Raw genomic sequence first — 26,039 nt, 5'->3', positions numbered from 1 at the left:
AACCCGTGAGACCAAGGTGAAAAGGCCCACGATGCCGAGGGCCACCAGCAACACACACAGGACGAATTCCGGAAGAGTGACCTCCATTACGGTGTGCGGCTGAAGCTGATCTCCACTCCCACCCAGCCCGCCTTGGCGGCACCGGGACCGAAACGCACATGGCAAAGCCATGAGCCGAGACTGCGGGCGAATCCGTCCTGCTGGCCTTCCGGCTTGCCGCCATCCAGCGCGACACATCTCAGAGCCCTGCCCCCGGGACCAATCTCCACCATGTATTGCCAGGTGGTGGCAGCCATTTCCGGACTCATGGGTTCAGGAAATGGAGGCAGCTCCTGCGGCCTGGCATCCGCAGGAAGCTTCGCCAGCAATGTCAGCACGGGGCGCAGCGGTTGAGCGTCCATTTCCACCGGAGCGGATTCCGGAAGGAGTTGCGGAGGAAACACCCGCTCTCCACGAGCCGCCACCTGCACGGCACCCGGACCGGTGTCCTGGGGAAACTCCCGCAAGACCGCCCGATAGGCGGGCCGTGAAACGGGATCGCGGAACAAATCCTCCTTCATCTCCCGCACGATCCCGGAGTCCGCAGGCCGGAAGCGCGCCGGAAACGGACCCTCTTCCTCCGCCCTTACGACCCAGGCATGCCCATCGGCGGTATTGGGCACCAGCACCACGGCGGCCTTGCGCTCGATGATCCGCGGCGGTGGCACCACCCGCACCTTGAGCGTTCCCAACAGAAAAGCACCGAGCAGGATCACGATCGCCACCGACATCCACGTGGCCACATGGAACGTATCCCCCACCCGCCAGGCGAAGATCAGGCCGCTGGCACGATCGCGCCGCTCGCGTTTGGTGCCGGGGTCGTTCACTGGTCGGTCTCTTTCGAGGAAGAAGTGTCACTCGCCCCGACCTGGGCCGGGCGTCCCACCAGCATCACCTTGTAGTTTTTCCGCAGGATCAGTTCGGACACCTCCTGCTCCAGCACCACCGGCGTACCCACGTCCGCGCGCAGCAGCACCGCGGCGGGCCCGCTGCCGCGCCGTTCGTCGAGCTTTTTTCCCAGCGCATCCAGCGAGATCGCCTCACGGCCGAGATAGATCTTGGCCGGAGAACCGGGTCCGAGCGTGACGACCTGCGCGCCGGTGAAGCGCTCCATCTGGAACTTCGACGGCGGCAGCTCCACCTGCTTGCCAGCTTGCAGGACCAGGGACGGTCCCAGCACGAAGAACATCAGCAGCAGCGCGAAGAGATTGAACAGTGGAACGACATGGAGGAAACCCGGCCGTTCCGGCAAGGTCAGCTCCAGCTTCATGAAGCGTCCTCCCCCTTGCTCTTCCGCGCGGAGCGCTTGCGGGCCTCGACCTCCTCACGGAAGGACACGATCCCGGTTTCCGCACGGGCATCGGAAATGAGATTCACCATCTCGATCCCAGCGCGTTCGATGCGATGCACCAGACGTTTCGCCCGACCGAGGAAGTAGAGGTAAAAGAGATACATCGGCACGGCCACCGTCAGCCCCATCACCGAAGTCACAAGCGCTTGGAACACACCACCAGCCAGCTCCGCCGGTCCGGCATAACCGCCCTGCTCGCCCACGCGCTGGAAGGTCTCCACCATGCCGAGCAGCGTTCCCAACATCCCCACCAAGGGGGCCAGAAGCGCGACACCGAGAATCAAACGGATGTTTTTTTCGATGCGAGGGACTTCAAGCTGACCTGCTTCCTGAGCCACATCACGGAGGTCCGAGCGCACCAGATGATGCCGCAACAGGAGCGAATGCGCCACCCGCGCCACCGGTCCCGGAGCCCGGGCCGCCTCGTGCTGGGCCTCCGCAAAGGCCTTGCGGCGCACGTGATTGGAAAGCCCCACCAGCAGGTCGCCGACATTGATCCGCGCCCGGTGGAAGAAAAACAACCGCTCCACCACGCAGACCGCACCCACAAAGGCAAGCACCAGCAGCACCCACACCAGCGGGCCGCCCTGCTCGATCAGGCCGGAGGGTTCAAGCAGTCGGAAAATCATTGCGCCGACCCTAGCCTCCCCCCGCAGCCGTGACCAGCGCCGATTGTTCGGAAATCTTTCAGAATATTGAAAAGCGAAGCTGGGAAAACATTTCTCTGAGACCGAACCGGTGCCCGGAAAGGTGCCTGAAATGACTCTTGGATCCTGATGGGATCACGGATCATAGCCGCGGGCCAACGAGCCTCGGCGAGTGCCACCCGGGAAAGAGCGGTTTATAAACGATCAGCACCCCAATGACATCGATCGGATGGTGCCTTTCATACCCGGAGTACGACAGAAAAGCCGTCCACGCGGGGCGCGGACGGCTTTTCTTGAATTGTTTGGTCGGGACGAATCCCGGGGACCTTACTCGGCCTTGGCGGCTTCGGCCGGCTCGGCGGCTTCAGCAGTCACCGGAGCGTCGACCCACTCGATGTAGCCCATCGGAGCGGCGTCGGACGGACGGACACCAAGCTTGGTGATACGGGTGTAGCCACCCTGGCGGTCCTTCGAAGCCGGAGCGACTTCTTCGAACAGCTTCTTCACCGCGTCCTTCTGGCGCAGGAAAGCCAGAGCCAGACGGCGGGCGTGGAGATCCCCGCGCTTGCCGAGGGTGATCATTTTTTCAGCCACCGGACGCAGGGCCTTCGCCTTGCCGAGGGTGGTCTTGATGCGGCCGTGCTCGATCAGGCTGCACGCCAGGTTCGCGAGGAGCGAGCGGCGGTGTGCGGCGGTGCGCTTGAGCTTGGTGGTGTTGCGGCGATGTCTCATCGGGTGCGTCCCTTTCTATTTAAAAAGCTTGGTTCAGTCGTCGAGGTTCTGGGCGATCAGGTCGGCAAGGCCCACCGGAGCCTCTTCCTCCACGCCGAGGCGCGGGGCACGCGACGAAGCGCTTGGGCCGGTGAGGAGCGACGGATCGAAGGACATGCCGAGGCCGAGGCCGAGTTCGACAAGCTTGTCCTTGATCTCGTTGAGCGACTTCTTGCCGAAGTTGCGATACTTGAGCATTTCCGCCTCCGTCTTCATCGCGAGCTGGCCCACGGTGGTGATGTTGGCGTTGTTGAGGCAGTTGGCGGCGCGGACCGAGAGCTCGATCTCGTTCACCGACATGTTCAGGAGCTTCTTCAGCGCGGCATTCTCCTCGCTGGACTCCATCGGAGCCTCTTCGAAATCGACGGCGTTCTCGTCGTAGTTGACGAACACGTCGAGGTGGTGGCGGAGGATGGCGGAAGCCTGCAGGAGGGCGTCCTGCGGGGTGATGCGGCCGTCCGTCCAGATGTCGAGCACCAGCTTGTCGTAGTCGGTCATCTGGCCGACGCGGGTGGTGTCGACCGCGTACTTCACGCGGGTCACCGGGGAGAAGATCGAGTCGATCGCGATCACGCCGATCGGCTGGTCCTTGCGCTTGTTCTCGTCACCGGTGGAGAAACCACGGCCGACGCGGACTTCGAACTCGCAGTCGAACTTCACCTTCTTGTCGAGGGTGCAGATGACCTGATCCTTGTTGACGACGTCGAAAACGTGGTCGGTCTGGATGTCACCGGCGGTGACGACGCCTTCCTTCTCGACCTTGATCGAGAGGATGCGGGAGTCCTTGTCGTGGTGAAGGAACTTCACCTTCTTGAGATTGAGAATGATGTCCGTGACATCTTCCACCACGCCCGGGAGGCTGGAAAACTCGTGCTGCACACCCGCGATACGGACGGAGGTGATGGCGGCGCCTTCGAGGGAGGACAGAAGGACGCGGCGCAGGGAGTTGCCAAGGGTATGGCCGTAGCCGCGCTCGAAGGGTTCGGCGCTGAACTGGGCGTAGACGTCGGTGGCGGTGTCCTCGTTGCGGACGAGGCGGTTCGGGATCTCGAAACGAGACAGTTTAACGGACATGGTATCAGTGGGTTGCCGGGTTGCCCTCCTTGCGAGCGGTGTCTTTTCCATGCGGAAACGACAGGAGGACCAACGGCGGTTTCAGGGCTCGCGGGGGCGGGACTAAATCGGATGAAATCCCGCTTGCAAAGCTTTTTTTCCCGATATCTGGACCGGAAAGCCCGGAGCGACAAGGCATGCAGTCCCCACAGCCTCCCCGCTCCACCGGCTCACCCCCACCCCGGCCGGTTGTTCCGCGTCACTCAAGCCGCGGCCTGCGGGCAGTTCGGAGAGCCCCTCTCGCCCGCAGCGCGATGCAGCGGGGTAGGATGATTTCCGTCAGACAGGCAGTTGGATTACGCGGCAGCGCCGCCCTTCACCTTCATCATGCCGAATCATTCCTGATTATACCCCGGCGAGCTGGGAGTGGATTGTGGCACAACTTTGACCGCCTCGCGATCATCCTCCTTGGTAAAGACCTTCTCGTCCTTGGGCTGGATATAGCACGGCGAGACGTAGTCCGAGCGCCTCCGCCCGCATGCGGGGATATACGTGTTTGGCGAATATGACCGAATAGGAACCGCCCCGGTGTCGTTACAATTTTGACAGCGCCCCCGCCCCCATCCGACGGGTGGAAAATTTCCGCTAGAACGGAATCATTTAGGGATGGAATTTCTTTGAAAACGGAGCAACAGTTAGGAGTGAAGACTCACGTACTAAACACGATGAGATCGAAGCGAAATCTCACCCGTTTCACTTACGAGCACACCGCCTTCCAAGGATGGCGATTGTGCCTCAGCCGTGGCGGGACCACGTTTACACGCTACTTCTCCGACAAGCACTACGGAGGCGGACGGAAGGCCCTTGATGCGGCCGAGTCCGCCCTCGAAGAACTGAAAACCTTGTTGGAAGGCTCGAAGAAGGTGAACGGCAAACTCATGCCATCCACCATCCGCAAAGCCGAAAAACTGCTGATGGAACACTAAGGTGTCCCATGAACAGTTGCGCGTGAAGACAGTTTCGCTTTGTTGGAGGCCATGCCTTCCGACAATCCCCCGGTCGTACACTGGTTCAGGCGCGATTTCCGCCTCGCGGACAATCGCGCGTTGAACGCCGCGGCGGCCGCGGGAGGGCCGGTGGTTCCGGTCTACATTCTCAGCGATTGGAAAAAGCGGCACCATTGGACGGGGCCGAAGCGGCAGCACTTCCTGTGCCTCTCGCTCGCCTCGTTGTCCAAAGACCTGGATGCCATGGGAGGTCGTTTGATTTTCCGCCAAGGGGAGGCCGTGGCCGAGTTGGAGAAGTTGCTGCGGGAATCCGGAGCCTCCGCTTTGTACTTCAATGAGGATCCCGATCCATTCGGGAAAGAAGTGGAGAAGAAAGTGCGGGCACTGTGCGAGCGCCTCGGCGTTGAGTGCCACCCGTTTCACGATCACACCCTGCACGCGCCTGATGAGATCCTGACGGGCGGCGGCGGCCCCTACCGGGTCTTCACCCCTTATAGCAAGAATTGGCTCAACCAGGAGAAGCCCCAAAAAAAACCGGGACCGAAGACTCTCCGCACTCCCCATAAGCTGTCCTCGCTCCCCCTCCCGACCGTCAAAGTCTGGAGCTTGGACGAGCCTAAGGGAGATCTCGTGGCAGCGGGAGAGCACGCCGCAATCACCCGCTTGGATCGATTGATTGAAACAAAAATCACCTCCTACGGAAAGCAGCGCGACCTACCGGCCGACGAAGCCACGTCGAGGATTTCCCAGGATTTGCGCTTCGGCTTGGTTTCCATCCGGACGGTGTATGCGAAGTGCGCGGAGGCAATGAAGCACGCCCGGGGCACCAGCAGGACCAGCATCGAGACCTTCATCAAGGAACTGGCTTGGCGGGAATTCTACTTCGCCATCCTGCATCACTATCCGGACGTGCTGGATCATGAATTCACCCCCCAGTGGCGCGGGCTGCCGTGGGACGAGCCGGGCGACCGGTTCGAAGCATGGAAGAAAGGTCACACGGGTTTTCCCATCGTGGATGCCGGAATGCGACAACTTTTGCACACTGGTTTCATGCACAACCGCGTGCGCATGATCACCGCGATGTTCCTGACCAAGGATCTCCACATCGATTGGAAACTGGGGGAATCATGGTTCCTCCAAAACCTGATCGACGGCGAAATCGCCTCGAACAACGGCGGCTGGCAATGGTCCGCAGGGACCGGTGCGGACGCCGCTCCTTATTTCCGCATCCAGAATCCGTGGTCACAGACCAAACGCTATGATCCCAAGGGAGACTATATCCGGAAGTGGGTGCCGGAATTGACGCACGTCCCGGCGCAGAAGCTGATGCAACCTCCAAAGGATGGGCAGCCGATCGCTGAAGGCTACCCCCTTCCCATTGTGGACCATCAGGCGGAACGAAATCGTACTCTGGCGATATTCAAGAAGCATAAGAACGGGCGGAGGTAGCGACAACTCCGTCAATAGAGCTTTCTTGATGTTGACTATGCAGGCAGCTAAACACTCGCCTGCATGAAACAAACGCGCGGAATCGTCGTCATCGGAGTTTTGTCCGCCCTGGCGGTCGGCTGGCTGCTTTGGAAAAAACTTCCGCCCGCATCGAACGATCGCGTAACGGCGGCCGCCGCCGGAACAAATGGCGCGGCCACTCCAACGCCGGATGAAAGCTCCCGGAGCCAGACAGCCGCCAAAGCTCTCGCCAACATGGCGGAGGCGGATGCCAGATTGAAGAACGGCATCGCGAACCGGTTGATAAAGGGAGACCACTCTCCGGAAGCCCTGGGCGCGATGAAGGAAGCCGCCGGGCCAAGGCGCGTCCTCATGCAGCAACTGATCCGGCTGAATCCGGAGGCCGCCCTCCAACATGCCCTTTCCTTTTCCGAATACGCCACTCTTCCGCAGGAGATCCAGGCGCTGGTCGAAAGGCCCTTCACCGCCCCAGCCAAGGTGGAGGTGTATCCGGTATGCGGAGACTCGGGCACCCTCCCTCCCGGAACTCCGGACGCGATCCGCTCGCTCACCTTCGAGGATGGATCCCGCGCTTCCCTGTGGGTCTATGGACAACGTGTCGAAATGATGTCGAAGGACCACGCGCCTCTCACTGGCATCATTCTGGATGGTGACGCCGCCGTATATGATCACGCGCTCATTCCGGTCAACGCGGCCGACCTTGCCGCCCTCGGGATGTCCGCTCCCCGCTCCAGCGTGGTCACTGGAGCCCTTACCAACGGCACCACCACCGCCATCGCCGGGGGCAAGGTGTTCTCATTCTCCGATCTGGCCGAACTCGAGGAAACCAACCGCCGGCTTTCCGCGCTCGATCACAAGCCCGATCCGCACATCAGCTCCGCCATTCTGCTGGAGACCTCTTTCCAGCCCTCCGCAGGCCAGGACCCCGGCCTCTCGCTCTATCAGTCGATCGCCAACGCCCAGGCGAACTCGACGTGGACCGAGACGGTGAAACGGATCTTCATGATCCGCGTCGACACCTCGGACGTTCCGGGCGCACCCTTCACCCAAGCCCAGGTGGCGGACCCTTTCAGCGGTTCCGTCAAAAGTGCGGTGGAGGAATTTTCCTACGGCAAGACCTCGCTGACCATCGGAGTGAGCGCGAACGTCTACCGCCTGCCGCAGACGACCGCCACCTACAAGGCGACCAACAACAATGGCGGCTTGCTGCTGGATGCCCGCAATACCTTCCGCTCCACGAAGAGCGGAGCGGATTCCGCCATCAACATCGGCCCTGCGGGAGACGCCGGCGGCTTCGGCGACTACGACATCGTCGGCGTGGTGTTCGCGGAATACAACCTGTCCAGCGGCGGCGTCCACTACGCCGGTCTGGCGGGCGGCACCAACATGTGGCTCCAGAATTCCGTGAGTTCCTCGGTCATCACCCATGAGCTCGGACACAACTACGGCCTCGGACACTCGAACCGCTGGGACACCACCGACGGATCGATCGCCGGACCGGGCAGTTCCACGGAATACGGGGACATCTACGATGTGATGGGCGGCGGCTCCGTGCCCGTGGATCATTTCGGTGCGGGCCAGAAATCGAAGCTGAACTGGCTGACCACCGCGGACTGGACCAATGCGACCACTTCACAGAACGTGCGCCTCTACGGCATCGACCGAGCCACCTCGATCCTCAATCCGCGCGGAGTGCGCATGACGAAGGTGGCCACACCGGGCAGCGAGCAGTACTATTGGCTGACCTACCGTCCCCGCCGCACGAACAATCCCTCCATGACCCACGGCCTCCATCTCGCCTGGGTCCACGGCACCCACGACCTGCTCGATACGAAACCCGCCACCTCGACCGATGTCTCGGATGCCGCCCTGACCGTGGGACGCACCTACTCCGATACCACCGCGAACATCCATGTGACTCCACTGGCTACGGGAGGTACCGTACCAAACGAATACATCGATCTGCGGGTCAATATCGGCCCCTTCCCGGGCAATGCGGCACCGACCGCGTCCTCCATCACCGGCAATGCCACCGTGGCCGCGCGCACGGCCAATGCCTATTCCGTCTCCGCCAGCGACTCCAACGGCGACACGCTGGCGTATGCCTGGGATACCAAGGACAATGTTTACCGGAACTCCAACTCGTCCCAGACGCTCAACTGGACCATCGGCGGCACCTACACGGTGGATTGCACCGTCAGTGACATGAAGGGTGGCACCGCGGTCGTCAGCAAGACGGTGACCGTGACCGATCCCCTGCTCACCTGGACTTCCAGCGCCTTCCCCGGCACTACCAATCCGGTGGTGGGCATCGCGTGGGGCGAGCATCGCTTCGTCGCTTTCGGCTACTTCGGCACGCCCTATTTCAGTTGGGACGGCGTCACATGGAATACCGGTGCCGGTTCCACCAATGTGACCGACGGAGCCTGCCATCCCGCGTATGGGGCCGGAGTCTTCGTCGCGGCGGGCGATGGCAGCGGTGCTGGTGTGGATGCCGGTTTCTCGTGGTCGGAAGATGGCCGCGCCTGGCAGGCATCTGCTTTCCCGGCCACGGCCAGCCGCATCGAAGAAGTGGCCTACGGCACACCAGGCTTCCTCGCCGTGACCGGCGGTGGTCATGCGTTCCTCTCCACGGATGGCAAGACCTGGACGCGCCATTCGGTCGCGGGAGCACCCACCTTCAACCATGTCGCGTGGGAAGGATCGGTATGGGTGGCCTCCACCAGTTCCGACCGCAAGGTGCTGACCTCTCCGGACGGCATCACGTGGACGCCGCGACTTGATGCCGGTATCGATGTCGATGGTTTGACCGGCGCGAACGGCCGCAGCTTCATCACCGGTTGGTATGGCGGCATCCGTTACTCGGACGACGACGGCGTCACGTGGGCACCGGCCGGCCTGCCTTCCGCCACCCGCTGGTCGACCAATACCATCCGGAAGGCTCACGACGGCACTCTGGTCTGCACGGCCCAGGCCATGGATGAGTCCGGAGCGCCTTCCACGATCCTCGTTTCGCAGGACAATGGAAGCACCTGGGCGCGCCCCACCACCAACCAAGCCGCGGGTGATGACTGGGACATGGCCTTCGGTGATGGTCGTTTCGTGGTGGTGCAGAGCGGCGGCATCGCCCGATACGCGGATCCGATCGACGTGCCGAACCACGCGCCCACCGGTGCCGCCGCCACCCTTCCTTCTCCGGCCACCGCCCGCAGCGTGATGGAGTTCACCGCCTCCGCCACCGACGCGGATGCCGATCCGTTGACCTATGTGTGGGATTTCGGTGTGTCCTATCCGCTTTCGGAGGGAGCGAGCATCTTCAAGAGCCTCCCTGCGGGTGGCACCTATCCGATCACGTTGCGGGTCTATGACGGACGTTCCGGCCCGGTAACGGTCGCGCAGAATCTGGTGGTGACAGATCCGCTGTCCAACTGGACCCAACGAACCATCACTCCCGGCGCGGGTGTCAGCGGCTACGCGGGCGATTTGCAGACTGTGGCCGTGGGAGGCGGGCGCATCGTAGCGGCGGGTTCCCTCTTCAGTGGAGCGTTCAAAGGACCGATCGCGGTCTCCACTGATGGCGGAGCGACGTGGACCGGCTACCAGCTCGGGCTGAACACCGACCTCTACGGCATGCTGCATGATGGCACCCGCTTCGTGGGCTGCGGCCAGCAGTATGGTTTCGATGGCACCGCCGGTTGGCGTTCCTACATCGCCACTTCGACGGATGGCATCGCCTGGACCCAGCGCTTCTTCGCCAACAATGGCATGGAGCAAAAAGCCGTTGCATGGAACGGCAATGCCGGCAGCCCGGTGTATGTCTCGTGCGGCAACAATGGATCGCTCTACCGCTCCACCGACTCCATCACTTGGACGGCCGTCGCCACCACTTCGTTCCTTCCATCCGCCGCCGCCCTGGGCGCGGTCACTTACGGCAACGGCTACTTCCTGATGACGTCCACCTACAACACCGGCACCGCCCAGCGTGTCTTCCGTTCGACGGACGGCCTGAGCTGGACGGATGTCTCGGCAAGCAGCGGCGTCACGGACACGAACAATGCAGGCACGGAAGCCGCTTTCCTGAACAACCGTTTCCTGATTTGCGGCAGCGGCATTTACACCACCTCTTCCTCGCTGCTGCGGACCTCGGTGGACAATGGCCTCACCTTCACCAGCAACCGCACCGCCAAGGAAGTCATCGAAGGTTTCGCCTACGGCTCGAACCTGTATTTCGCGGCAGGCCGCGACCAATCCGTCAACGGGGGCGCATTCGAAACCAACCTCGTCTCCCAGGATGCGATCAACTGGTATGCACTGACCTCTCCGACCTCCAACCGGCGCCGTGCGGCGGCCTCCTCGGGAGGAACCTTCCTCACCGTCGGTGATGCGCTCTCGATCTGGCAGAGCGATATCGTCCCGGTCGCGGGCAGCTACAGCCAGTGGGTCATCAACTACTACCCGTCTGGTAGCTCCGGAAATGCGGATCCGGATCAGGACGGCTTGCAGAACTTCATCGAATACGGATTCAATTTGAACCCGAACTCGAACAGCCCGGTCTCTCCCAATCTACCGAAAGCCGGTGCCACGCTCTCCGGCCGCCGCGGCTGTGCCTTCACGCTGCCCGATCCCACTCCGGGAGACGGAGTGTATCGTGTCATGATGAGTGCGGACCTGATCCAGTGGACACCCATCGCCCGCAAGGTGGGCACCGCGAATTGGCAATGGCTCGCTCCGGGCACCTCGCGCATCGAAACCGACTCGCCCTCCGGCGGCTCGCGGGCCGTACGATGCGGCGTGCCGGATGCCCAGGCGGGGAATTCCCGCATGTTCCTGCGCGTCACCGTGGAAGTGCCGCAGTAACTTCCGACAGTGCAACCAGACATCGGTCCTTCCCGGCAGCGGTCCGGATATGGAAGAACCACCGGCCCTCTCCCGCTTGGCCGACCTGCGATAAAATCCCGGGCCGGACGTTGGCGGGAAAGTTCCAGATGATCCGGATCAATGTCGGGATGATCCGGATCTCCGGACAACCGGGTGGCAATTCAGGGCGCGAGCGGAACAGGTAACGCCAGTTCCGCTTCGCCACCCGCAGGAAGCAGCACCATCTCGGCACGTCCAGAAACACCACGATATCCGCGCTTGCTTGCACCTGATCGGAAACGCCGTCGATCACCCAGGCATCAGACGTTATCAACTCCGCAATGCGCCGGGCTTTCTCTTGAGCAGGAGTTTTCTTCCAGCCGGGCTGCCAGACAATCGGATCGAGGCCGTGACAAGGAATGCCGAGTTCCGCGGCGACGCGGCGGGCAAAAGTCGTTTTTCCCGAGCCGGCATTGCCTGTCACGAGGATGCGTCTCACTTGGACGCGTCCTTGATCATCTTCTCGGCGAGCGCTTTCAAATCGGGAGCCGGGATTGCAAAGCTCTGGGCTCGGTCGGCGCGGGCGATGTTCATGCCCACGCACTTGCCATCCAGATCGAGCAGCGGACCGCCGACGGAATCCTTGCGCCCGAGAATGTCGTGCTGGATCACACGGGGGAACCCGGTGCGACGCCGGGAATACTCGCCGCTCATCTCGTCGTTGCGGGTCCTCTCCTCTTCATAAAGATCCCCACGCACCGCCAACCGCACATCGAGGGTCTCTTCCTTGCCGTTGCGGCGCAAAGTGACCTTCACCGTGGAGCCGGCTTTCTTGTCCTTGAGAGCCGCCATGATGTCCTCGGATTTGGAGATCTTCTTCCCATCGATCGCCATCAGGATATCGCCTTTCTGAATCCCGGCTTCATGCGCGCCACTGCGGTCGTTCACGGAGTCCACCTCGGCCACCTTGGACTTTTCCTTCATCACCACACCGAGCGCGGCACCACCCCCGGCCGGGATTTCGCGAGCCTTCGCACTGATGATCCCGGCCAGGGCACGGCGGCGGGTGAGGCTGGTCGCGCCATTCGCCACCACCCATGTTCCCTGCGGCACGTCCGTGATGGTGGAATACACGACCGGTTGGAGACCCTGTGCCTCCACTTTCACCAAAGCCACATCCCACACCGGGTCGGTGGCGATGACGCGGGCTTCGTACTTGGTGGCTTCGATGATGACACCGAGCGAACCGACTCCGTTGATCTCGCTGGCCTTGGTCAAAATGTAACCATCCGCGGAAACCACGGTGCCGTAGGCGATGTCCTTGCGGCCATCCCGCATCACGGCGCTGCTGGTCTGGAGCACCTGCCGGACCGGCTCGAACACCGCCACCACCGCATCGCCATTCTTGCGGGAATCCGATTCCAAATTCTGCGCGGCGTGGAGGACGGGAGACAAAGCGCCGAGACAAAGCGCGAGGGAAAGGAGCTTAACGTTCACCGAGTCTGAGGACGAGGGTTTCAGGCTTGCCGTTGCGGAGCATCTCCAGCGCCAGCTTGTCGCCGGCGGCCATCTCCTTGAGCATGCCCTGGAGATCGTCGCGGGTCGCGAGCGGTTTGCCATTGAGTTTCAGGATCACGTCGCCTTCTACGATGCCGGCTTTCTCGGCGGGGCTTTCGCGGCCGACTTTGGAGACGCGCACGCCGCCTTCCAGCCGCGCTTCGGTGGCGAGACCGAGGAAGCCCTTGCCTTTTTCCGGAGCTTTGGCGAACGGGCCTTCACCGACGAAATTGCCGCCGAGCATCTCATCCCAGTGATTGAGGAATTCCTTCACCGGGACGTGCATGTTCTGCGCCAACACCTGACCGACGCGGGAATGGATGCCGATCAAGCGGCCCTGCATGTCAAACAGCGGACCGCCGGAATCGCCGCCAATGAGCGTGCAATCCGATTGGATGGTGGAATCCGCGGTGCGAACCAAGCGCCCGAGACGCACGACCGAGCCCCGCTCCTTGTCGAAGCCGCCGGAGTGACCGAGCGCGAACACCCAATCCCCCAGCTTGGTCGACTCGTCGCGATCGATCTCCACGTGCGGGTAGTTGCCCTTTTCCGTGATCTTCACCATCGCGCAGTCGGTGGTGGAGACCAGGCCGAGCGACTCCGCCTTGAGGCGTTTGCCATCCTCCATCACCACCGTCATTTCCTTGTTGGCAGCGGAAGCCACGTGGGCGGCGGTGAGGATCAGACCATCCGCGGAAACGATCACACCGCTGCCACTGCCCTCGCCCATCTCGATGCAAATGGTGGCCTCGCGGGCCTTCGGCAGCGCGGTCGCGAGCGCCTTCTGGATGGCATCCAGATCCTTGCGGCTGTCCGGCACCTTCTTGTCATTGAAATAGGGCCGGTCCGGCGCGGCGGCAGCCACGAGCGGCACGGAGGCGATCAGGAGAAGAAGGCGGATCATGGAAGCGCGGGATTCATACTAGCTTGGCAACTCCGATCTCGCAACCGTCCGAATGGCATACGGCTCCGGAGCTTATTTCCGGCGATACACCGCCAGCCATTCCCGCCCCTCCCGGCCCGGATAGCTCCGTTCCGGCACCCAAGCGTCCACCCGCTCGAACCACGGCGCGAGCAATCCATCGATTTCCGCGATGGAAGCATTGAACGGCGGCCCGCAATCCTCCTCTCCCGGATCATTCGGCGTCAGGTAAAACACCCCGCTCAGGCAGCCGCCGGGACGCACCAAGGCACCGGCCGCCTCCGCGTATCGAGGGCGGTCCGCCGGATCGATGGCACAAAAACAGGTGTGCTCCCACCAGCCGCCAAATCCCTGCTCCGGCCACCACGAGCGGTCGAAGAGATCGGCACGGGCATATCGCTCGGTCCCGGTCGGAGTAAATTGACGCGCCCCCTCCACCGCGGATTCGGACAGATCCAAGCCCACCACCGGAACACCCGCGGCGGCGATGGCCCGGACGTCATGGCCAAATCCACAACCCGGTGCCAGCACCTCGCCCCCACCCCACATCCGGGCGGCAGGCCATCGCTCCATCAATTCCAACAACGGCGGTGCCGCATTGCCCTTGTCCCATGGAGTGTCGTTCTGACGGTAGCGGGATTCCCAGTCGGTCATGATGCGGAAGAAAGAAGACCGGACACGGCAGGACGCAAGAGCGATAGCTGGGATTTGAATGGTTTTGTGAAGCCGTAGCACATCATCCCAAGAGCCTTTCTACGACCTCGGAGAGGTCGCGGACCATAGCCGGAGAGTCGCGCAGCGACCTCCGGAGGGTGAGTATTTTGAAATCCGCACCCATGCGCCAGCGGGGTGCGGGAGGCGGAAAGGCCTTTGAAGCCGCTATCACCGGTATCACGTCACCCAACCAACCAGCCCGGTGCGACCCACTCCGGGGTCGAAAGAATATCAAGAGAATCGATTCATCCGGAGGTCGCTGCGCGACACTCCGGCAAGCTTTCCGCGACCTCTTCGAGGTCGTAATGCAGGCGTGACTTCCCGGACCCATCACGCCCGTCTCAGGTAATCCGGCACCTGCTCGCGCTGGACCGCGGGCGGCAGCGAAGAACTGGCGAAGGAAATCACCGCACCGATACCTGCGGCATGATCCCCTCCAAGACGCGGCTCCACATCAAATTCGGGAAAACGGTAGCGCGCCCGGAACTGGAGCCAGGTTCGCATGCTCCAGCCCGCCACCACCGATCCGAGGATCACGGAGACGGGCAGCCACCAGCGTGGCGGCAGCTTGCGGTAGAGAGCCTCAAGCTTGCTTTCCTTTTCCGGGGCCTTCGGCGGAGCATTGCCCACATAGGCGACGTTTTCCGGAATGGTGCCACCGGCCAGCATGCGCTCCATCCAGTACAGACGGATCGACATCTGCACCGAAAATGCATCGAGCTGCTCCGCCGGATCAGCCTTGTCGAGAGCCCGGAGCACGGAACTCTGGAGCGCCCGCCGCTGTTCCACTCCGGAGACCATGTCCGTCAGCGAAGGACTCAGATAAAAGACGGACCGCTGTGGCACGCCCATGAAGTAATAGACAAAGGCCGCGGGACGACCGCTGGAAAACATGCGCTCCGCCAGTTCCTCCGCTCGCACTTCACCGGGGATTTCCTGGGAGGCGCCGAAGATATAGACGTAAAGGTCGATAGTGGAGTCCGCAGCATGGTAGTTCAGGAAGGCGAGCCGGTCGCGATACTGCTCGGGAGTGAGCAGCTTCTGCGGATCGACGAGGAAAGCCTTCGGCCGTTCGTTGAAATACGCGGCGAGGTATTTGTCCGGAATGGCGGTGGACGGCGTGAGATCACCTGCGAGTTCCTCCGCGGTCGGACCGGCCACTTTCGGGGGCTGGGTCTTCGGCTCGGCGGATTCGTCCGGCGGCATTTCCTCGGACAGCAGGATGGAGGCGGCAGGCCCCTTGCCGGATTTCAGCAGGGTCAGATCCGCCTCGGTCCACTTGGGCAACGCGGGATCGGGCACCCCCTCCGGTCCGAGCGTGGGAGTGGGCGGGAATTTCGGAATGACGACATCGGGCGGCGGAGTGGTGGGAACTGCAGCCGCTTCCGCGCGCTCCGGCTTGGCGGGTCGCGGGCGTTCCTCCACCGCTCTCTCCTTCTTTTCGGTGCGGGAGCCGCCCTTGCCGCTTCCGGATTTCTCCGATTTGCTGGTACGGGCCGGTGCCGCTGCCGTGAGGAATGCCAGCAACAGGGTGATCGGAAGGCGCGCGTTCATCGGCGGGCCTCCTCGTTTTCCGTGAGCGTGGACCCGGTTTGCCGTCCGCGACGGATCTTTTGCACAAGATGATCGACCTGCGGCGGACGGGCCACCCGGCGCTCGAACTTCGCCGGGTTCCGCCGGGCCTGGCGGCAGCGTTTTTTCAGCAGGCTCTCCAGTTGCTCGATCGCCTTCACCAGTCCATCGGCGAAACGTCCTTCCAGCCAATACGAATGCGCGCGCGACAGGCACAGGAACGTGTCCTCTTCCTCCAGAAACGGATCGAGAAGGTAGCCGAAGGTGATGCCCGCGGCCTTTGCCTCGGCATCGATGGCGATGAGCACGCCGGCCTCGTTCGGACGATCCACCGGCACATCCTCGAAGGCCCCGCGGTTGAGCAGCCAGAATCCGAACTGCCGCAGGTTCGCCACGCCACTGAAGGAGCCGGTATGCACGGCGATGAAAAGCTGGGGAAAGCGGCGGTTGAAATCCCACATCGCCTGCTCCACACGGCGCTGTTCATCCCTCCGCAACAATCCCGCGGCATCCGTCAGCGCGCGCAATCCGACCTCGTCCGCACCGAAAATCGCATCCGCATCCGCAAGCGTGAATCCACAGTGCGGACAGCCCGCGGCCGCGCGGTGGATTCGTTGCACACAGCGCGGACATTTCATGCAGGGAGGAGTGTGGAAAACCGCTGATAGACTACGCCCGGACCTTCATCCGGTCAAAGTCAAATGGGGTGCCCGAAGATGATTTGCAGAGCACGATTTCAGTCTTTGGCGGTTGGATGATGCTGCATCGTTCTGCTAGACTGCGTCATGATCGAACATCGTTATCCCGAGCTGTTTCCCACCGCTCCCATGCCTTCAGGAAAGGAGCTGGTGAACGCGCTCGATTTCACCCGCATTCCGAAGGTGCTGCTGCACGAACACCTCGATGGCGGCCTGCGCCCGCAGACGATCCTGGAGCTGGCGAAGAGCCATCGTTACACGGGTCTGCCGACGGAAGATGCGGGCGAACTGGCGGCGTGGTTCCACCGCGGCGCACAGCGGGGCAACCTGCCGGAGTATCTGGAAGGCTTCGCCCACACCATCGGCGTGATGCAGGAGCGCGATGCGCTGGAGCGCGTGGCCTTCGAGTTCATCGAGGACATGCACCGGGATGGAGTGATCTATGCGGAGGTGCGGTTCGCCCCCGTTTTCCACACCGGCCACGGGCTGAGCCAGGATGAGGTGGTGGAGGCGGTGCTGGAGGGACTGGATCGCGGTGGCAGGCAATACGGGGTGAAATGGGGACTGATCCTCTGCGCGATGCGTGATCGAACCGATTCGCTGGAAGCAGCGGAGCTGGCGATCCGGTGGCGGGACAAGGGCGTGGTCGGCTTCGATCTCGCGGGTGGTGAGGCCGGGCATCCGCCGAAGAAACACATGGCCGCCTTCGAAGCGATCCGGCGCGCGAATTTCCACATCACCATCCATGCGGGCGAGGCCTTCGGATTGGAATCGATCTGGCAGGCGATCCAGTGGTGCGGCGCGCATCGCCTGGGCCACGGCACGCGGTTGCGGAATGACATCGAGGTGCAACCGGACGGCAGCCTGAAACTCGGACCACTCGCACAATTCGTACTCGACCGCCGCATCCCGATCGAGATGTGCCTGCTGAGCAACGTTCACACCGGAGCCACCCCGAGCCTGGAGGAACATCCGTTTCCACTCTTCCACCGCGCTGGATTCCGCGCCTGCCTGAACACGGATGACCGCCTGATGAGCGATACCTCGATGACCAAGGAATTCGAGACCGCCACCACCACCTTCGGGCTCGATCTGGTGGATCTGGAAAAGATCACGATGAATGCGATGAAAAGCGCCTTCGCCCCGCATCACGAGCGGGTGGAGGTCATCCACAAGCGGCTCCTGCCGTCCTATGCCACGCTGTTCGCGGAACTGACCGAGCGGGCGTTCGCGGAGAACTTGCGGAAGAGCAGCCAGGGGTAGAGGCACCAACAGCCGGGGAACCCCGTCATGAGCCGCAGCCATGGTTGGCATGAAAGGCTTGATTTATATCGCATCACGATTCATTTCGCCGCCCGCGTATGGATCATTGGCGAAACTGGCTCGGGATCGAACTCAGTCCCGTGAGCACGAAGGAGAAGCTGCTTTCCATGCTGGGCGGCTTTCTTTCATTGCTCGCGCTGGTGGCGATCAGTCGCAGCGTGCTTCACCTGTCCGGAGCGGCGGCGGTGATCGCCTCCATGGGGGCCAGCGCGGTGCTGTTGTTCGCGGTGCCTCACGGCCAGCTTTCACAGCCGTGGCCGGTGATCGCGGGTCATGGTTTCTCCGCCCTGATCGGAGTCGCATGCGCGAAATGGATTCCCTCGCCGGAGATCGCGGCAGCCTGTGCGGTGGGGTTGTCCATCGGCGCGATGCACCAGTTCAAGTGCATCCATCCGCCAGGCGGAGCCACCGGCCTGACCGCAGTGCTCGGCGGGCAGGCGATCCACGATCTGGGTTTCAGGTTTGTCTTCCAACCGGTGCTGGCCAACGCGCTGGCGATGGTATCCATCGCGGTGATTTTCAACACCTTCTTCCCTTGGCGGCGCTACCCCGCCTTCGTGGCGAAACGCCGGGTCGCGAAAGCGGAGCCCAGCCATGAGGCGGTGGTCGCGGCGCTGCGCAGTCTGGATTCCTTCGTGGATATCACCGAGGACGACCTGATCCGGCTGGTGGGCCTGCTATCCCCTACTCCGGCAGCAGGAAATAGCGCACCGCGAAGCGAACGGTCGGATCCTCCACCAGCGGTCCCTGCTTCACTTTCAGGCGGCTCCGCGGGATCGGCTGCTGCGTGTAGGGACTGATGATGACATCCGGCCGGCCGGGCACGACCTCGGCGACCGGATAGTGTTTCCCAGGCAGCGGCTGCCCCTTGGCTTCCGCAGCGTAAACGCGGTTGCCCACGGTGCGGTCCATGACGCTCGATTTCACGGCGGCAGGATTCGGACCACAGGACGTTATCACACCCGGCAGCAGGAGAGTGACGACAGCTTTTGAAAGCGCGTTCATTTGGCGGTGTGGATTTCCTGTTCCACGACCACATCAAGGCTCGGATCTTGGGGCACGCGGAAGTAGCGGACGGCACACTTCACGGTGGGGTCCTTGGCGATGTAGCCGGGTTTCACCGATTTCACGCGTACGACCTTTCCGGTATAGGGACTGCGGACCAGACACGGGCAGCAGCGGATGGGCGTGGCCTCGGGGTACTGGCCTGCGAAGGACACGGCCTGCACGGAGCGGTTGCGGAACAAGCGCGGGACGTTGTCCGGGACGAGCACGATCTCACCTTTCGGCGCGCAGGATGGCAGAGCGCACAACAGGGCCAACGGCAGCAACAGGATGGATTTCATTGGGATTAGGATGGTTTGGGATTGGATGTGGATTCCGGAACCCGGAACAAACGCTTCTCCTCGGTGGGATAGGTGGGATCCAGCACCAGGGTGCCCGCGGGAACACCCCGGACATCGACGATCTGCTTGTTGAAGGGACTGACCACGAAACCCGGTTGCCCTCCCACCACCTTGGCTACGGGATGTTCGGGTTTCTTTTCCTGCTTCGGCCGCGGAGCCGCCTGCTTCCTCCCGCCAGCACCTTTGTCCGCATCCGCCACCAGTCCCGGCGCGGACTTTTGCACGGCCTTCCGCTCCGCCTCTCCGATGGGGGCGGCTTCCTCCTTCTTGCAGGCCGCCAGGCCCAGCAGGCCAATGCAACCGGCTAACAGTTCCTTCATTCTCCCATACTCCGCCGGATGTCCGGCATCGTCAAGCAGCCGCCTTCATTGCCGGGGTGCGGGGATTCGGAAGATTTTTCCTTCCGAGGGATCCCGCGCAAGACCGCCGGGAGGCATCCCTCCGACGTCGATCATGGTCTCATTGTTGAAAGGACTTCTCACCAGCTTGGAACTGCCTTCCACCCACGTCGCCACGGGGTATTCCGGTTTATCCAGCTTGGGGCGCGGTTCGGCCTGGCGTCTGGCTGCCTCCGGGAGAGTTTCCGGAGATGGTGCGGTCTTTTCAGGGACGGAGGAAGCGACACCTTGTCCGGATTGAGGAGAAACGACGGCGGGCGTTTTGCCACCGCATTTCGTCACCCAGAACACTCCGGCCGCAACAAGCACAAGGAGAACACCCGCAATCCATTCCTTCTTCATTCCCACGATTTTGATCGGGCATTCCGCGTTTCGTCAAAAAAAACCGGGCGATGTTTCCGGCGGGGCCGTCACACGTCTTGATTCCACGGCGGAGTTCCCCTTGCGTAGCGGCGGATGCCCGAATCCCCCGCCCTTCCCTGGCCATGGACCGATGGCGAAGCACTGCGCTTCGACCGCTTCATGGACCGCGCGCTGCACGATCCGCGGCGCGGCTACTATGCACGCCGTATCCGGGGCGTGGGGCGCGGAGGAGACTTCACCACCACGCCGATGCTGTCCGGCGCGCTCGCACGCGCCATCGCCGCATGGATCGCGGAAACCGGTCTGCGGAACGTGATCGAGATCGGCCCCGGCGAAGGACGGCTGGCGGCGGACGTCATGAAAGCCCTGCCATGGTGGACGCGGCTCCGTACCAAGCTGCATCTGGTGGAGAAATCCCTGCCGCTGCGTGAAAAACAACAGGCCCTGCTCGGAAAAAGCGTCCATTGGCATGACACCATGGCAGAAGCCCTCGAGGCCTGCGACCACTCCGCCGCGATCTATTCGAACGAACTCATCGACGCCTTCCCGGTGCGCCGTTTCCGCCGGACGGAAAACGGCTGGGACGAGCTGTTTCTCCTGCCGGACGGCCCCACGGAGGATTGGCAACCGGCGGACAAGCTGCCGTGTTCCACCTCCTTCAAGCAGCCCCACGCGGTGGGACAAATCATCGAGGTGCATGAATCCGCACGTGATTGGATCAACGAATGGATATCGGACTGGGTGGGAAGCGAGATGCTGGTGATCGACTATGGGGATGAGGCGGAGACGCTCTATCACCGGCGGCCTCACGGTACCCTCCGCGGCTACCTGATGCAGCAGCGGGTGGAAGGTCCGGCGGTGTTTCAACATGCGGGCCGGCAGGACCTCACCGCGGACGTGAATTTCACCGACCTCGATCTGACCGTGTCCCCATGGGCGAAGGAAATCCTCATCATGACCCAGCGGGATTTCCTGCTGCCGCACATCGACCCGCTGAATCCGGTCGATGAGGCGCTGGTCGACCCGGAGGGCGCGGGATCGGCCTTCAAGGTTCTGCGGGCGCGTGCGACGTTCTAATGATTGAAAACCGGCGGATCTGGCGTCTCATAGACCCATGCAGCGCCTGCTCCGTTTTCTCGCCGTCGGCCTCGTCTCTCTGGCCTCCGCTTCCGCCTTTCAGATCCCGTCCTCCTCGACCCAGTGCGTGGTCGGCACGGCCAAGGATTGGAACAACTCCTACGTAACGCTGGCCCTGTGGCAGCGCGACAGCGGTGGCCCGTGGAAGCAGGTCGGCCCGACGTGGAGCGGACGCCTTGGCCGCGATGGCCTGGTGTGGGGCCGCGGCATGAGCCCGGCCCCGTCCGGAGCAAAGCTGAAGAACGAAGGCGACTGGCGCGCGCCCGCAGGCGTTTTTTCCATCGGCGGCGCGTGGGGCAATGACGCGGCCATCAACAAGAAGCCGGGCCTCTTTTACCGCAAGGTGACCAGCCGCGACCTGTGGGTGGAGGACCCCGCCTCGAAAGACTACAACAAGAACGTCATCCTCGATCACGAGCCGTCCACGGCCTGGGAAAAGAAGCAGCAGATGAAGCAGGATGACCCGGCCCACAAGATCAAGCTGTTCATCGCTCATAACGCGCCGCCACGTGTCACCCCCGGTGGTGGCAGTTCGATCTTCTTCCACGTCTGGCGCGCCGATGGCACAAAGCCGACCGCAGGCTGCACGACGATGCCGGAAGCAAAACTGCGCTGGCTGATCTCCAGCATCGATCCGGCCCGCAATCCCGTCTACGTGCTGCTGCCCGCCACCGAATATCAGGCGAAGCGCGCGGAGTGGAAATTACCGTGAGTATCTCAACTCCCCGCCGGAACCTCCACGGAGGACGGAGGAGGAGACGGTGGCACGGACCATGAACCGGGCTGATCCGGCTTCGCGGGATCGAACACCGGCAAGCCGGGCGTGAGGCGCTTCGCCAGATCCGGCACGTCCTTGCGGATGCCTTCCACCACGCACTTCGCCAGCAGCCATGCGCCATAGGTGTTGAAGTGCGTGTCATCGCTGAGCGCCTGCGTTTGCCCGGGATAGGTGTTCGCCGGATAGTGGACGAAGGCCTTGGTGGTGCCATCCGGACCAAGTGCGCTGAAAAGAGATTCGCTATGGCGATGAAGGTCGACAAGCGGCACCTTCTTCTCCTCCGCCACCCGCCGCACCGCCACGGGATAGTCGCCATGTGAGTCCTGCAGGCGATTGTCCTTGTCGAAGCGGCGGCGGAACATCGGCGTCATCAGTACGGGCTGGCCGCCCTTTTCACGGATCTTCGTGACGTAGTCCTCGAGATCCGCCTTGTAGGTCGTGAACGCACCGACACCTTCGCCTTTTTCCTTCTCATCGTTGTGGGCGAACTGGATCAGCACGTAGTCGCCCTTCTTGAGTTGCGAGAGGATCTTTTCCAAGCGGAGCTGGCTGCGGAAGCTACGCAGCGCAAGACCCGACTCCGCGATGTTCGCAATCGCGGTGCCGGGCTGAAAGAACATCGGCAGTATCTGTCCCCATGCGGAGTAGGGTTCGTTCTGTTGATCGGTGACGGTGGAGTCTCCGGCGATGAAGACGGTGAGGGCATCCGCACGGGGCTTTACCTCCACGGCGGTGACTCCGGGATGACTGCCGGTGAAGGAGAGATCGAGCGTGGTGTTCCAATCCAGATGATCCTTCTCGCGGGCGTTGGTCTTCACACGCTTGCCATCGGGAAGCGCGGGCGTGCGCATGTTCACGGTGAAGGTGCGGGTCGCGGTCTTGCCCGCCTCGGTTTTGAAGTTCGGCAACACCAAGCGCCGCGCCTCGGCGCGCACGGTGGTATCCGTCGCGTCCTTGCCGCCGAAAGTCAGGGTAACATCGTAGTTCCCTTCCGGCACCTCCACCGACCACTTTGGCGGCGTGCCATCACGGAAGTCCGCATGACAGATTTCCTGGGCATGGACGGGGGCTGCGAGAAGCAGCAAGGGCAAGGTGGCTTTCATGAAGATACCGGTGGCAGACATTTGCAATAGAGTGCCTGCCATTACGAAGGGTGCGGGAAAGCGCCGCAAGAAAATCCCCGGTGCCAAATGAGGTAGAGAGCCGCCGCAGAATCCCATTACTCTTTGCCCCTGCCGGGGCAAAGACGGACCCGCTACCTCAGCGACCGCAACAACTGGATCACCCGCGGGTCCTGCGGATTGATCGCAGCAGCGCGTTGTGCGGCTTCCATCGCCTGCTGCTTGCGGCCCGACTGGGCGTAGGCGGCTGCGAGGTTATACCACGCCCGCCCCATGCCGGGATCGCGTTTGACCGTTTCCTCCAGAGAAGCGATGGCGTTCTGCAGCGAGCCCGCCTCGTTCCAGGCGAGCGCGAGCTTGTAGTGATACTCGGCCATCTCCGGCGCGAGCTTCACCGCTTGCTGAAGCTCACGGATCGCTCCAGTGGCATCACCGCTGGCACTGAGGGCCACCGCGAGATCATGATGGAAGGGCGCGGAGTTCGGGTCCCACTCCACCGCCTTGCGGAAATGCCCGAGTGCGACCGCCGCATTCTTACGGGCGAATTCATACTGTCCCAACTGCATCTGCCCGATCGGCTGATCCGCTCCGATGCGCAGCATGTGCAAAAGCTCCGTGCCCGCGCGCGATTCCGGGTCGACCGTATCGCGCAACATCCACGCAGCAGCCACACGCACGCTGCGCACGGGATCTTCCAGTAGGGGCTTGAGCGCCGCACGGGTGGCTTCATCTCCCTCCAATGCCAACACACCACCGGATCGCGCGGCGGCCTCACGGACCAACGGGCTGGGATGCTTGAGCTGGGCGAGCAAAGAGGCGGTCGCAGCAGGCTCACCCGCCCACGTGCCCAGCAGGTGTACGGCGGACGTTTGCCACAGCGGTTCGTTAGGCTGTTTCAGGAAATCGATGAGCTGCTGGCGTGATGCCGGGTCACCGAGCTTCGCACGGGAGAAGAGATCGGTGCGCGCGCGCGTCGGGCGGTTCATCTTGCCGCCATACCACTTCTCCGTGGCTTCCATCGCCCACTTCACATCCTTGTCGGTGTGGCAGCGGCTGCACGCATTCGGGATGCCGTATTCCTTCGTCATCAGCGGATCGGGAATCGTATAGCCATGATCGTGGCGCGGATGGCGCTGCATGTAATCCGTCACCGGCATGTGGCAGGATGTGCAGAGGTTTCCGGCGCTGGCTTCGCCATGATGGCTGTGCGCCACCGGATCGATCACCGGCGCGGGCTTGGTCACGCCGGGACGCGGCGCGCCACCGGCATGGCACTGCATGCACAGGGCGTTTCCTTCCAGCACCCGCTTGCCGGTATGCGGATCATGGCAGTCCACACAGCGCACTCCGGCCGCGTGCATCTTGCTGCCGAGGAAGGCGGTGAATTCGTAATCTTCTTCATGCACCTGGCCGTCCGCATAGAACAGGTCGCTGCCATCCGGCACGGTAAGATTGAAGTGATCGTAGAACGATTCGCCGGGCACCAGATCGCCGGTGACCTCACCGCGGCGCGCATGGCAGGCGCCGCAGGTCTCCAGCATCTGATCGCGGCTGAAGGGCTTGAGCGTGGGATCCTTCGCTTCCGCGGCCTGCGTGGTCTTCGTCGCCTGCCAATCGACGTGCGCCTTCATCGGACCGTGGCACGACTCGCAGCCCACGCTCATCTCCGCCATGCGGGTGTGGTAACTGTCCGTCTCCGGCTCGTAGTTCTTGCGCAGGCGCGTGTTGTGGCAGTTCGCGCACTGGGCGTTCCAATTCATCCCGCGGCCGGTCCAGTGGCCCCATTCGCCGGGCTGGCGGTCCTCCGTGCCATAGACATCGAACCACTCCGACTTGTGCGGGTCCCACGCCAACTCCGCCGCCTGCATGCGACCGCCGGGCCCCTCGATCAGGAACTGGCGCAAGGGATCGTGGCCGATCACACGCCGCACCGGAAACGACTGCTTCGATTTGTCGAGACCCTGGGTGATGAGCTGCATCAGGCCCTTTTCATCCAGCTTCGCCTCCGAGGTCTGGCGTCCATGGGAAATCGGATGCGCGGGATCGAATGCCGGACCATCCAGCTTCGCGTCCGGCATGCGCTCCGCGAAGTGATGGTTCGAGGTCATCCACTTCTCATGCGCCGCCTGATGGCAGTCCTTGCACGAAGCCGACCCTGCATAGCCCGCGTGGACCTTGTCCTCCGGCGGGATCACCGGTGCGGGCGCGGCCTTTGCCTCGGCAACTGGGACCACTGGAGCTTCCGGCTTCCGGGACAACCACCAACCCACTCCGCCCGCGACCACCGCCGCAACGAGGACGGCGATGATCCAAATCCCACCGCCACCGCCCCGCGTCGTGCCCGCCTCAGCCCCATGCCGTTTCCGTGCCTGCCCCATGCTTTCCGCGCAGCATGTACGAGCCCCGGGGAAATGGCCAGAACCGAGCGAAGTCTTCTTCCAGAGCCGCTTGCCCAAGCATTCGAAACCGCCCCACCACCACATCAGGCCGCCGGTTTCTCCGACCTCGGAGAGGTCGCGGAACATAGCCGGTGCGTCGCGCAGCGACCTCCGGACTCGGCTGCCCCCTTTTCTTTTTCTTCGACCCCGAAGTGGGTCGCACCGGGTAGCGTGGGGCTCCTGCCTTGCGTGCTTCCAGCGGTGCTTTGCCAGACGGGGATGGCATCACCGGCAAAGCAATCCTCCCAGCACGCCGGGCGGAGCCCGGCGCTATTTCGCGCCCCGCTGACGCATGGGCGCAGATTCAATGAGGACGCACACCGGAGGTCGCTTCGCGACGCACCGGCTATGTTCCGTGACCTCTCCGAGGTCAAAGAGAGAGTCCTCGCCATTTCCCCCAGACAATGATTTTGGCGA

The 26,039-nt window shown here is 62.8% G+C and carries 22 protein-coding genes; 7 read left to right on the top strand and 15 right to left on the bottom strand.

Annotated elements, in window-relative coordinates:
* Positions 1-86: 86 nt before the first annotated feature.
* The 5 genes from KBB96_RS03010 to KBB96_RS02990 form a co-directional block, all read right to left on the bottom strand.
* Positions 87-866 carry a hypothetical protein gene (locus KBB96_RS03010; RefSeq protein WP_211632099.1) on the bottom strand — a complete coding sequence of 260 codons (780 nt, stop codon included), beginning with the start codon at positions 864-866 and terminating at the stop codon, positions 87-89.
* Positions 863-1,309 carry an ExbD/TolR family protein gene (locus KBB96_RS03005; RefSeq protein WP_211632098.1) on the bottom strand — a complete coding sequence of 149 codons (447 nt, stop codon included), beginning with the start codon at positions 1,307-1,309 and terminating at the stop codon, positions 863-865. Before KBB96_RS03005 ends, KBB96_RS03010 begins: the two co-directional genes overlap by 4 nt.
* Positions 1,306-2,019, bottom strand: coding sequence for a MotA/TolQ/ExbB proton channel family protein (locus KBB96_RS03000; protein ID WP_211632096.1), 714 nt, complete (start codon positions 2,017-2,019; stop codon positions 1,306-1,308). Before KBB96_RS03000 ends, KBB96_RS03005 begins: the two co-directional genes overlap by 4 nt.
* Positions 2,020-2,364: 345 nt before the next feature.
* Positions 2,365-2,769, bottom strand: a complete 405-nt coding sequence (rplQ, locus tag KBB96_RS02995) for a 50S ribosomal protein L17 (protein WP_211632094.1) — start codon at positions 2,767-2,769, stop codon at positions 2,365-2,367.
* A gap of 33 nt (positions 2,770-2,802) precedes the next feature.
* A complete protein-coding gene (locus KBB96_RS02990; protein ID WP_211632091.1) occupies positions 2,803-3,882 on the bottom strand; it encodes a DNA-directed RNA polymerase subunit alpha in 1,080 nt (359 codons plus the stop codon).
* A 704-nt stretch (positions 3,883-4,586) separates the two neighbouring features.
* On the opposite strand from KBB96_RS02990, the gene KBB96_RS02985 reads away from it, so the two are divergent.
* The 3 genes from KBB96_RS02985 (at position 4,587) to KBB96_RS02975 (ending at position 11,195) form a co-directional block, all read left to right on the top strand.
* Positions 4,587-4,847, top strand: coding sequence for a hypothetical protein (locus KBB96_RS02985; protein ID WP_211632088.1), 261 nt, complete (start codon positions 4,587-4,589; stop codon positions 4,845-4,847).
* 51 nt (positions 4,848-4,898) lie between these two features.
* Positions 4,899-6,317 (top strand): cryptochrome/photolyase family protein, encoded by a 1,419-nt coding sequence (locus KBB96_RS02980; RefSeq protein ID WP_211632086.1) that lies wholly within the window; start codon positions 4,899-4,901, stop codon positions 6,315-6,317.
* A gap of 63 nt (positions 6,318-6,380) precedes the next feature.
* Positions 6,381-11,195 (top strand): PKD domain-containing protein, encoded by a 4,815-nt coding sequence (locus KBB96_RS02975; RefSeq protein WP_211632084.1) that lies wholly within the window; start codon positions 6,381-6,383, stop codon positions 11,193-11,195.
* Here KBB96_RS02975 and KBB96_RS02970 read toward each other — a convergent pair.
* The 6 genes from KBB96_RS02970 to KBB96_RS02945 form a co-directional block, all read right to left on the bottom strand.
* Positions 11,173-11,694 (bottom strand): P-loop NTPase family protein, encoded by a 522-nt coding sequence (locus tag KBB96_RS02970; protein WP_211632083.1) that lies wholly within the window; start codon positions 11,692-11,694, stop codon positions 11,173-11,175. The genes KBB96_RS02975 and KBB96_RS02970 overlap by 23 nt on opposite strands.
* On the bottom strand, positions 11,691-12,692 hold the full coding sequence (locus KBB96_RS02965; RefSeq protein ID WP_211632082.1) for a S1C family serine protease: 1,002 nt from the start codon (positions 12,690-12,692) through the stop codon (positions 11,691-11,693). Before KBB96_RS02965 ends, KBB96_RS02970 begins: the two co-directional genes overlap by 4 nt.
* Entirely contained in the window at positions 12,682-13,656 is a 975-nt protein-coding gene (locus KBB96_RS02960; RefSeq protein ID WP_211632081.1) for a S1C family serine protease, read from the bottom strand. Before KBB96_RS02960 ends, KBB96_RS02965 begins: the two co-directional genes overlap by 11 nt.
* Before the next feature lie 72 nt (positions 13,657-13,728).
* Entirely contained in the window at positions 13,729-14,328 is a 600-nt protein-coding gene (locus KBB96_RS02955; RefSeq protein ID WP_211632080.1) for a methyltransferase domain-containing protein, read from the bottom strand.
* A gap of 390 nt (positions 14,329-14,718) precedes the next feature.
* Entirely contained in the window at positions 14,719-15,942 is a 1,224-nt protein-coding gene (locus KBB96_RS02950) for a hypothetical protein (RefSeq protein ID WP_211632079.1), read from the bottom strand.
* A complete protein-coding gene (locus KBB96_RS02945; RefSeq protein WP_211632078.1) occupies positions 15,939-16,580 on the bottom strand; it encodes a TPM domain-containing protein in 642 nt (213 codons plus the stop codon). The genes KBB96_RS02950 and KBB96_RS02945 overlap by 4 nt, the downstream gene beginning before the upstream one ends.
* A gap of 165 nt (positions 16,581-16,745) precedes the next feature.
* On the opposite strand from KBB96_RS02945, the gene KBB96_RS02940 reads away from it, so the two are divergent.
* Both KBB96_RS02940 and KBB96_RS02935 read left to right on the top strand, forming a co-directional pair.
* A complete protein-coding gene (locus tag KBB96_RS02940) occupies positions 16,746-17,921 on the top strand; it encodes an adenosine deaminase (RefSeq protein ID WP_211632077.1) in 1,176 nt (391 codons plus the stop codon).
* Positions 17,922-18,019: 98 nt separating this feature from the next.
* Positions 18,020-18,781: an HPP family protein gene (locus tag KBB96_RS02935; protein ID WP_211632076.1), complete on the top strand. Its 762-nt coding sequence runs from the start codon at positions 18,020-18,022 to the stop codon at positions 18,779-18,781.
* 201 nt (positions 18,782-18,982) lie between these two features.
* On the opposite strand, the gene KBB96_RS02930 is transcribed toward KBB96_RS02935, so the two are convergent.
* Entirely contained in the window at positions 18,983-19,327 is a 345-nt protein-coding gene (locus tag KBB96_RS02930; protein ID WP_211632075.1) for a hypothetical protein, read from the bottom strand.
* Positions 19,328-19,332: 5 nt separating this feature from the next.
* A complete protein-coding gene (locus KBB96_RS02925; RefSeq protein WP_211632074.1) occupies positions 19,333-19,707 on the bottom strand; it encodes a hypothetical protein in 375 nt (124 codons plus the stop codon).
* 534 nt (positions 19,708-20,241) lie between these two features.
* On the opposite strand from KBB96_RS02925, the gene KBB96_RS02920 reads away from it, so the two are divergent.
* Both KBB96_RS02920 and KBB96_RS02915 read left to right on the top strand, forming a co-directional pair.
* Entirely contained in the window at positions 20,242-21,225 is a 984-nt protein-coding gene (locus KBB96_RS02920; RefSeq protein WP_211632073.1) for an SAM-dependent methyltransferase, read from the top strand.
* Between the two features lie 37 nt (positions 21,226-21,262).
* The gene (locus tag KBB96_RS02915) at positions 21,263-21,997 is read left to right on the top strand and encodes a L,D-transpeptidase family protein (RefSeq protein ID WP_211632072.1); all 735 of its coding nucleotides are present in this window, start codon (positions 21,263-21,265) and stop codon (positions 21,995-21,997) included.
* A gap of 5 nt (positions 21,998-22,002) precedes the next feature.
* Here the strand turns inward: KBB96_RS02915 and KBB96_RS02910 are convergent, their stop codons facing one another.
* Both KBB96_RS02910 and KBB96_RS02905 read right to left on the bottom strand, forming a co-directional pair.
* Entirely contained in the window at positions 22,003-23,166 is a 1,164-nt protein-coding gene (locus KBB96_RS02910; RefSeq protein WP_211632071.1) for a rhamnogalacturonan acetylesterase, read from the bottom strand.
* 152 nt (positions 23,167-23,318) lie between these two features.
* A complete protein-coding gene (locus tag KBB96_RS02905) occupies positions 23,319-25,709 on the bottom strand; it encodes a tetratricopeptide repeat protein (RefSeq protein WP_211632070.1) in 2,391 nt (796 codons plus the stop codon).
* Between the last annotated feature and the right edge of the window lie 330 nt (positions 25,710-26,039).

Origin of the sequence: Luteolibacter ambystomatis (assembly GCF_018137965.1) — a bacterium.
GTDB classification, from domain to species: domain Bacteria; phylum Verrucomicrobiota; class Verrucomicrobiia; order Verrucomicrobiales; family Akkermansiaceae; genus Luteolibacter; species Luteolibacter ambystomatis.
Note: the sequence above shows the minus strand (reverse complement) of the source record. Positions and strands in the feature narration are given on the sequence as shown.

Excerpts from the sequence above, each read along its gene's own strand:
- KBB96_RS02985 (WP_211632088.1), top strand. The coding sequence starts at position 4,587 with ATGAGATCGAAGCGAAATCTCACCCGTTTCACTTACGAGCACACCGCC.
- KBB96_RS02915 (WP_211632072.1), top strand. The coding sequence starts at position 21,263 with ATGCAGCGCCTGCTCCGTTTTCTCGCCGTCGGCCTCGTCTCTCTGGCC.
- KBB96_RS02905 (WP_211632070.1), bottom strand. The coding sequence starts at position 25,709 with ATGTTCCGCGACCTCTCCGAGGTCGGAGAAACCGGCGGCCTGATGTGG.
- KBB96_RS02955 (WP_211632080.1), bottom strand. The coding sequence starts at position 14,328 with ATGACCGACTGGGAATCCCGCTACCGTCAGAACGACACTCCATGGGAC.
- KBB96_RS02935 (WP_211632076.1), top strand. The coding sequence starts at position 18,020 with ATGGATCATTGGCGAAACTGGCTCGGGATCGAACTCAGTCCCGTGAGC.
- KBB96_RS02920 (WP_211632073.1), top strand. The coding sequence starts at position 20,242 with ATGCCCGAATCCCCCGCCCTTCCCTGGCCATGGACCGATGGCGAAGCA.
- KBB96_RS02910 (WP_211632071.1), bottom strand. The coding sequence starts at position 23,166 with ATGAAAGCCACCTTGCCCTTGCTGCTTCTCGCAGCCCCCGTCCATGCC.
- KBB96_RS02950 (WP_211632079.1), bottom strand. The coding sequence starts at position 15,942 with ATGAACGCGCGCCTTCCGATCACCCTGTTGCTGGCATTCCTCACGGCA.
- KBB96_RS02940 (WP_211632077.1), top strand. The coding sequence starts at position 16,746 with ATGATCGAACATCGTTATCCCGAGCTGTTTCCCACCGCTCCCATGCCT.
- KBB96_RS02980 (WP_211632086.1), top strand. The coding sequence starts at position 4,899 with ATGCCTTCCGACAATCCCCCGGTCGTACACTGGTTCAGGCGCGATTTC.
- KBB96_RS03000 (WP_211632096.1), bottom strand. The coding sequence starts at position 2,019 with ATGATTTTCCGACTGCTTGAACCCTCCGGCCTGATCGAGCAGGGCGGC.
- KBB96_RS02925 (WP_211632074.1), bottom strand. The coding sequence starts at position 19,707 with ATGAAGGAACTGTTAGCCGGTTGCATTGGCCTGCTGGGCCTGGCGGCC.
- KBB96_RS02975 (WP_211632084.1), top strand. The coding sequence starts at position 6,381 with ATGAAACAAACGCGCGGAATCGTCGTCATCGGAGTTTTGTCCGCCCTG.
- KBB96_RS02930 (WP_211632075.1), bottom strand. The coding sequence starts at position 19,327 with ATGAAATCCATCCTGTTGCTGCCGTTGGCCCTGTTGTGCGCTCTGCCA.
- KBB96_RS03005 (WP_211632098.1), bottom strand. The coding sequence starts at position 1,309 with ATGAAGCTGGAGCTGACCTTGCCGGAACGGCCGGGTTTCCTCCATGTC.
- rplQ (WP_211632094.1), bottom strand. The coding sequence starts at position 2,769 with ATGAGACATCGCCGCAACACCACCAAGCTCAAGCGCACCGCCGCACAC.
- KBB96_RS02990 (WP_211632091.1), bottom strand. The coding sequence starts at position 3,882 with ATGTCCGTTAAACTGTCTCGTTTCGAGATCCCGAACCGCCTCGTCCGC.
- KBB96_RS02960 (WP_211632081.1), bottom strand. The coding sequence starts at position 13,656 with ATGATCCGCCTTCTTCTCCTGATCGCCTCCGTGCCGCTCGTGGCTGCC.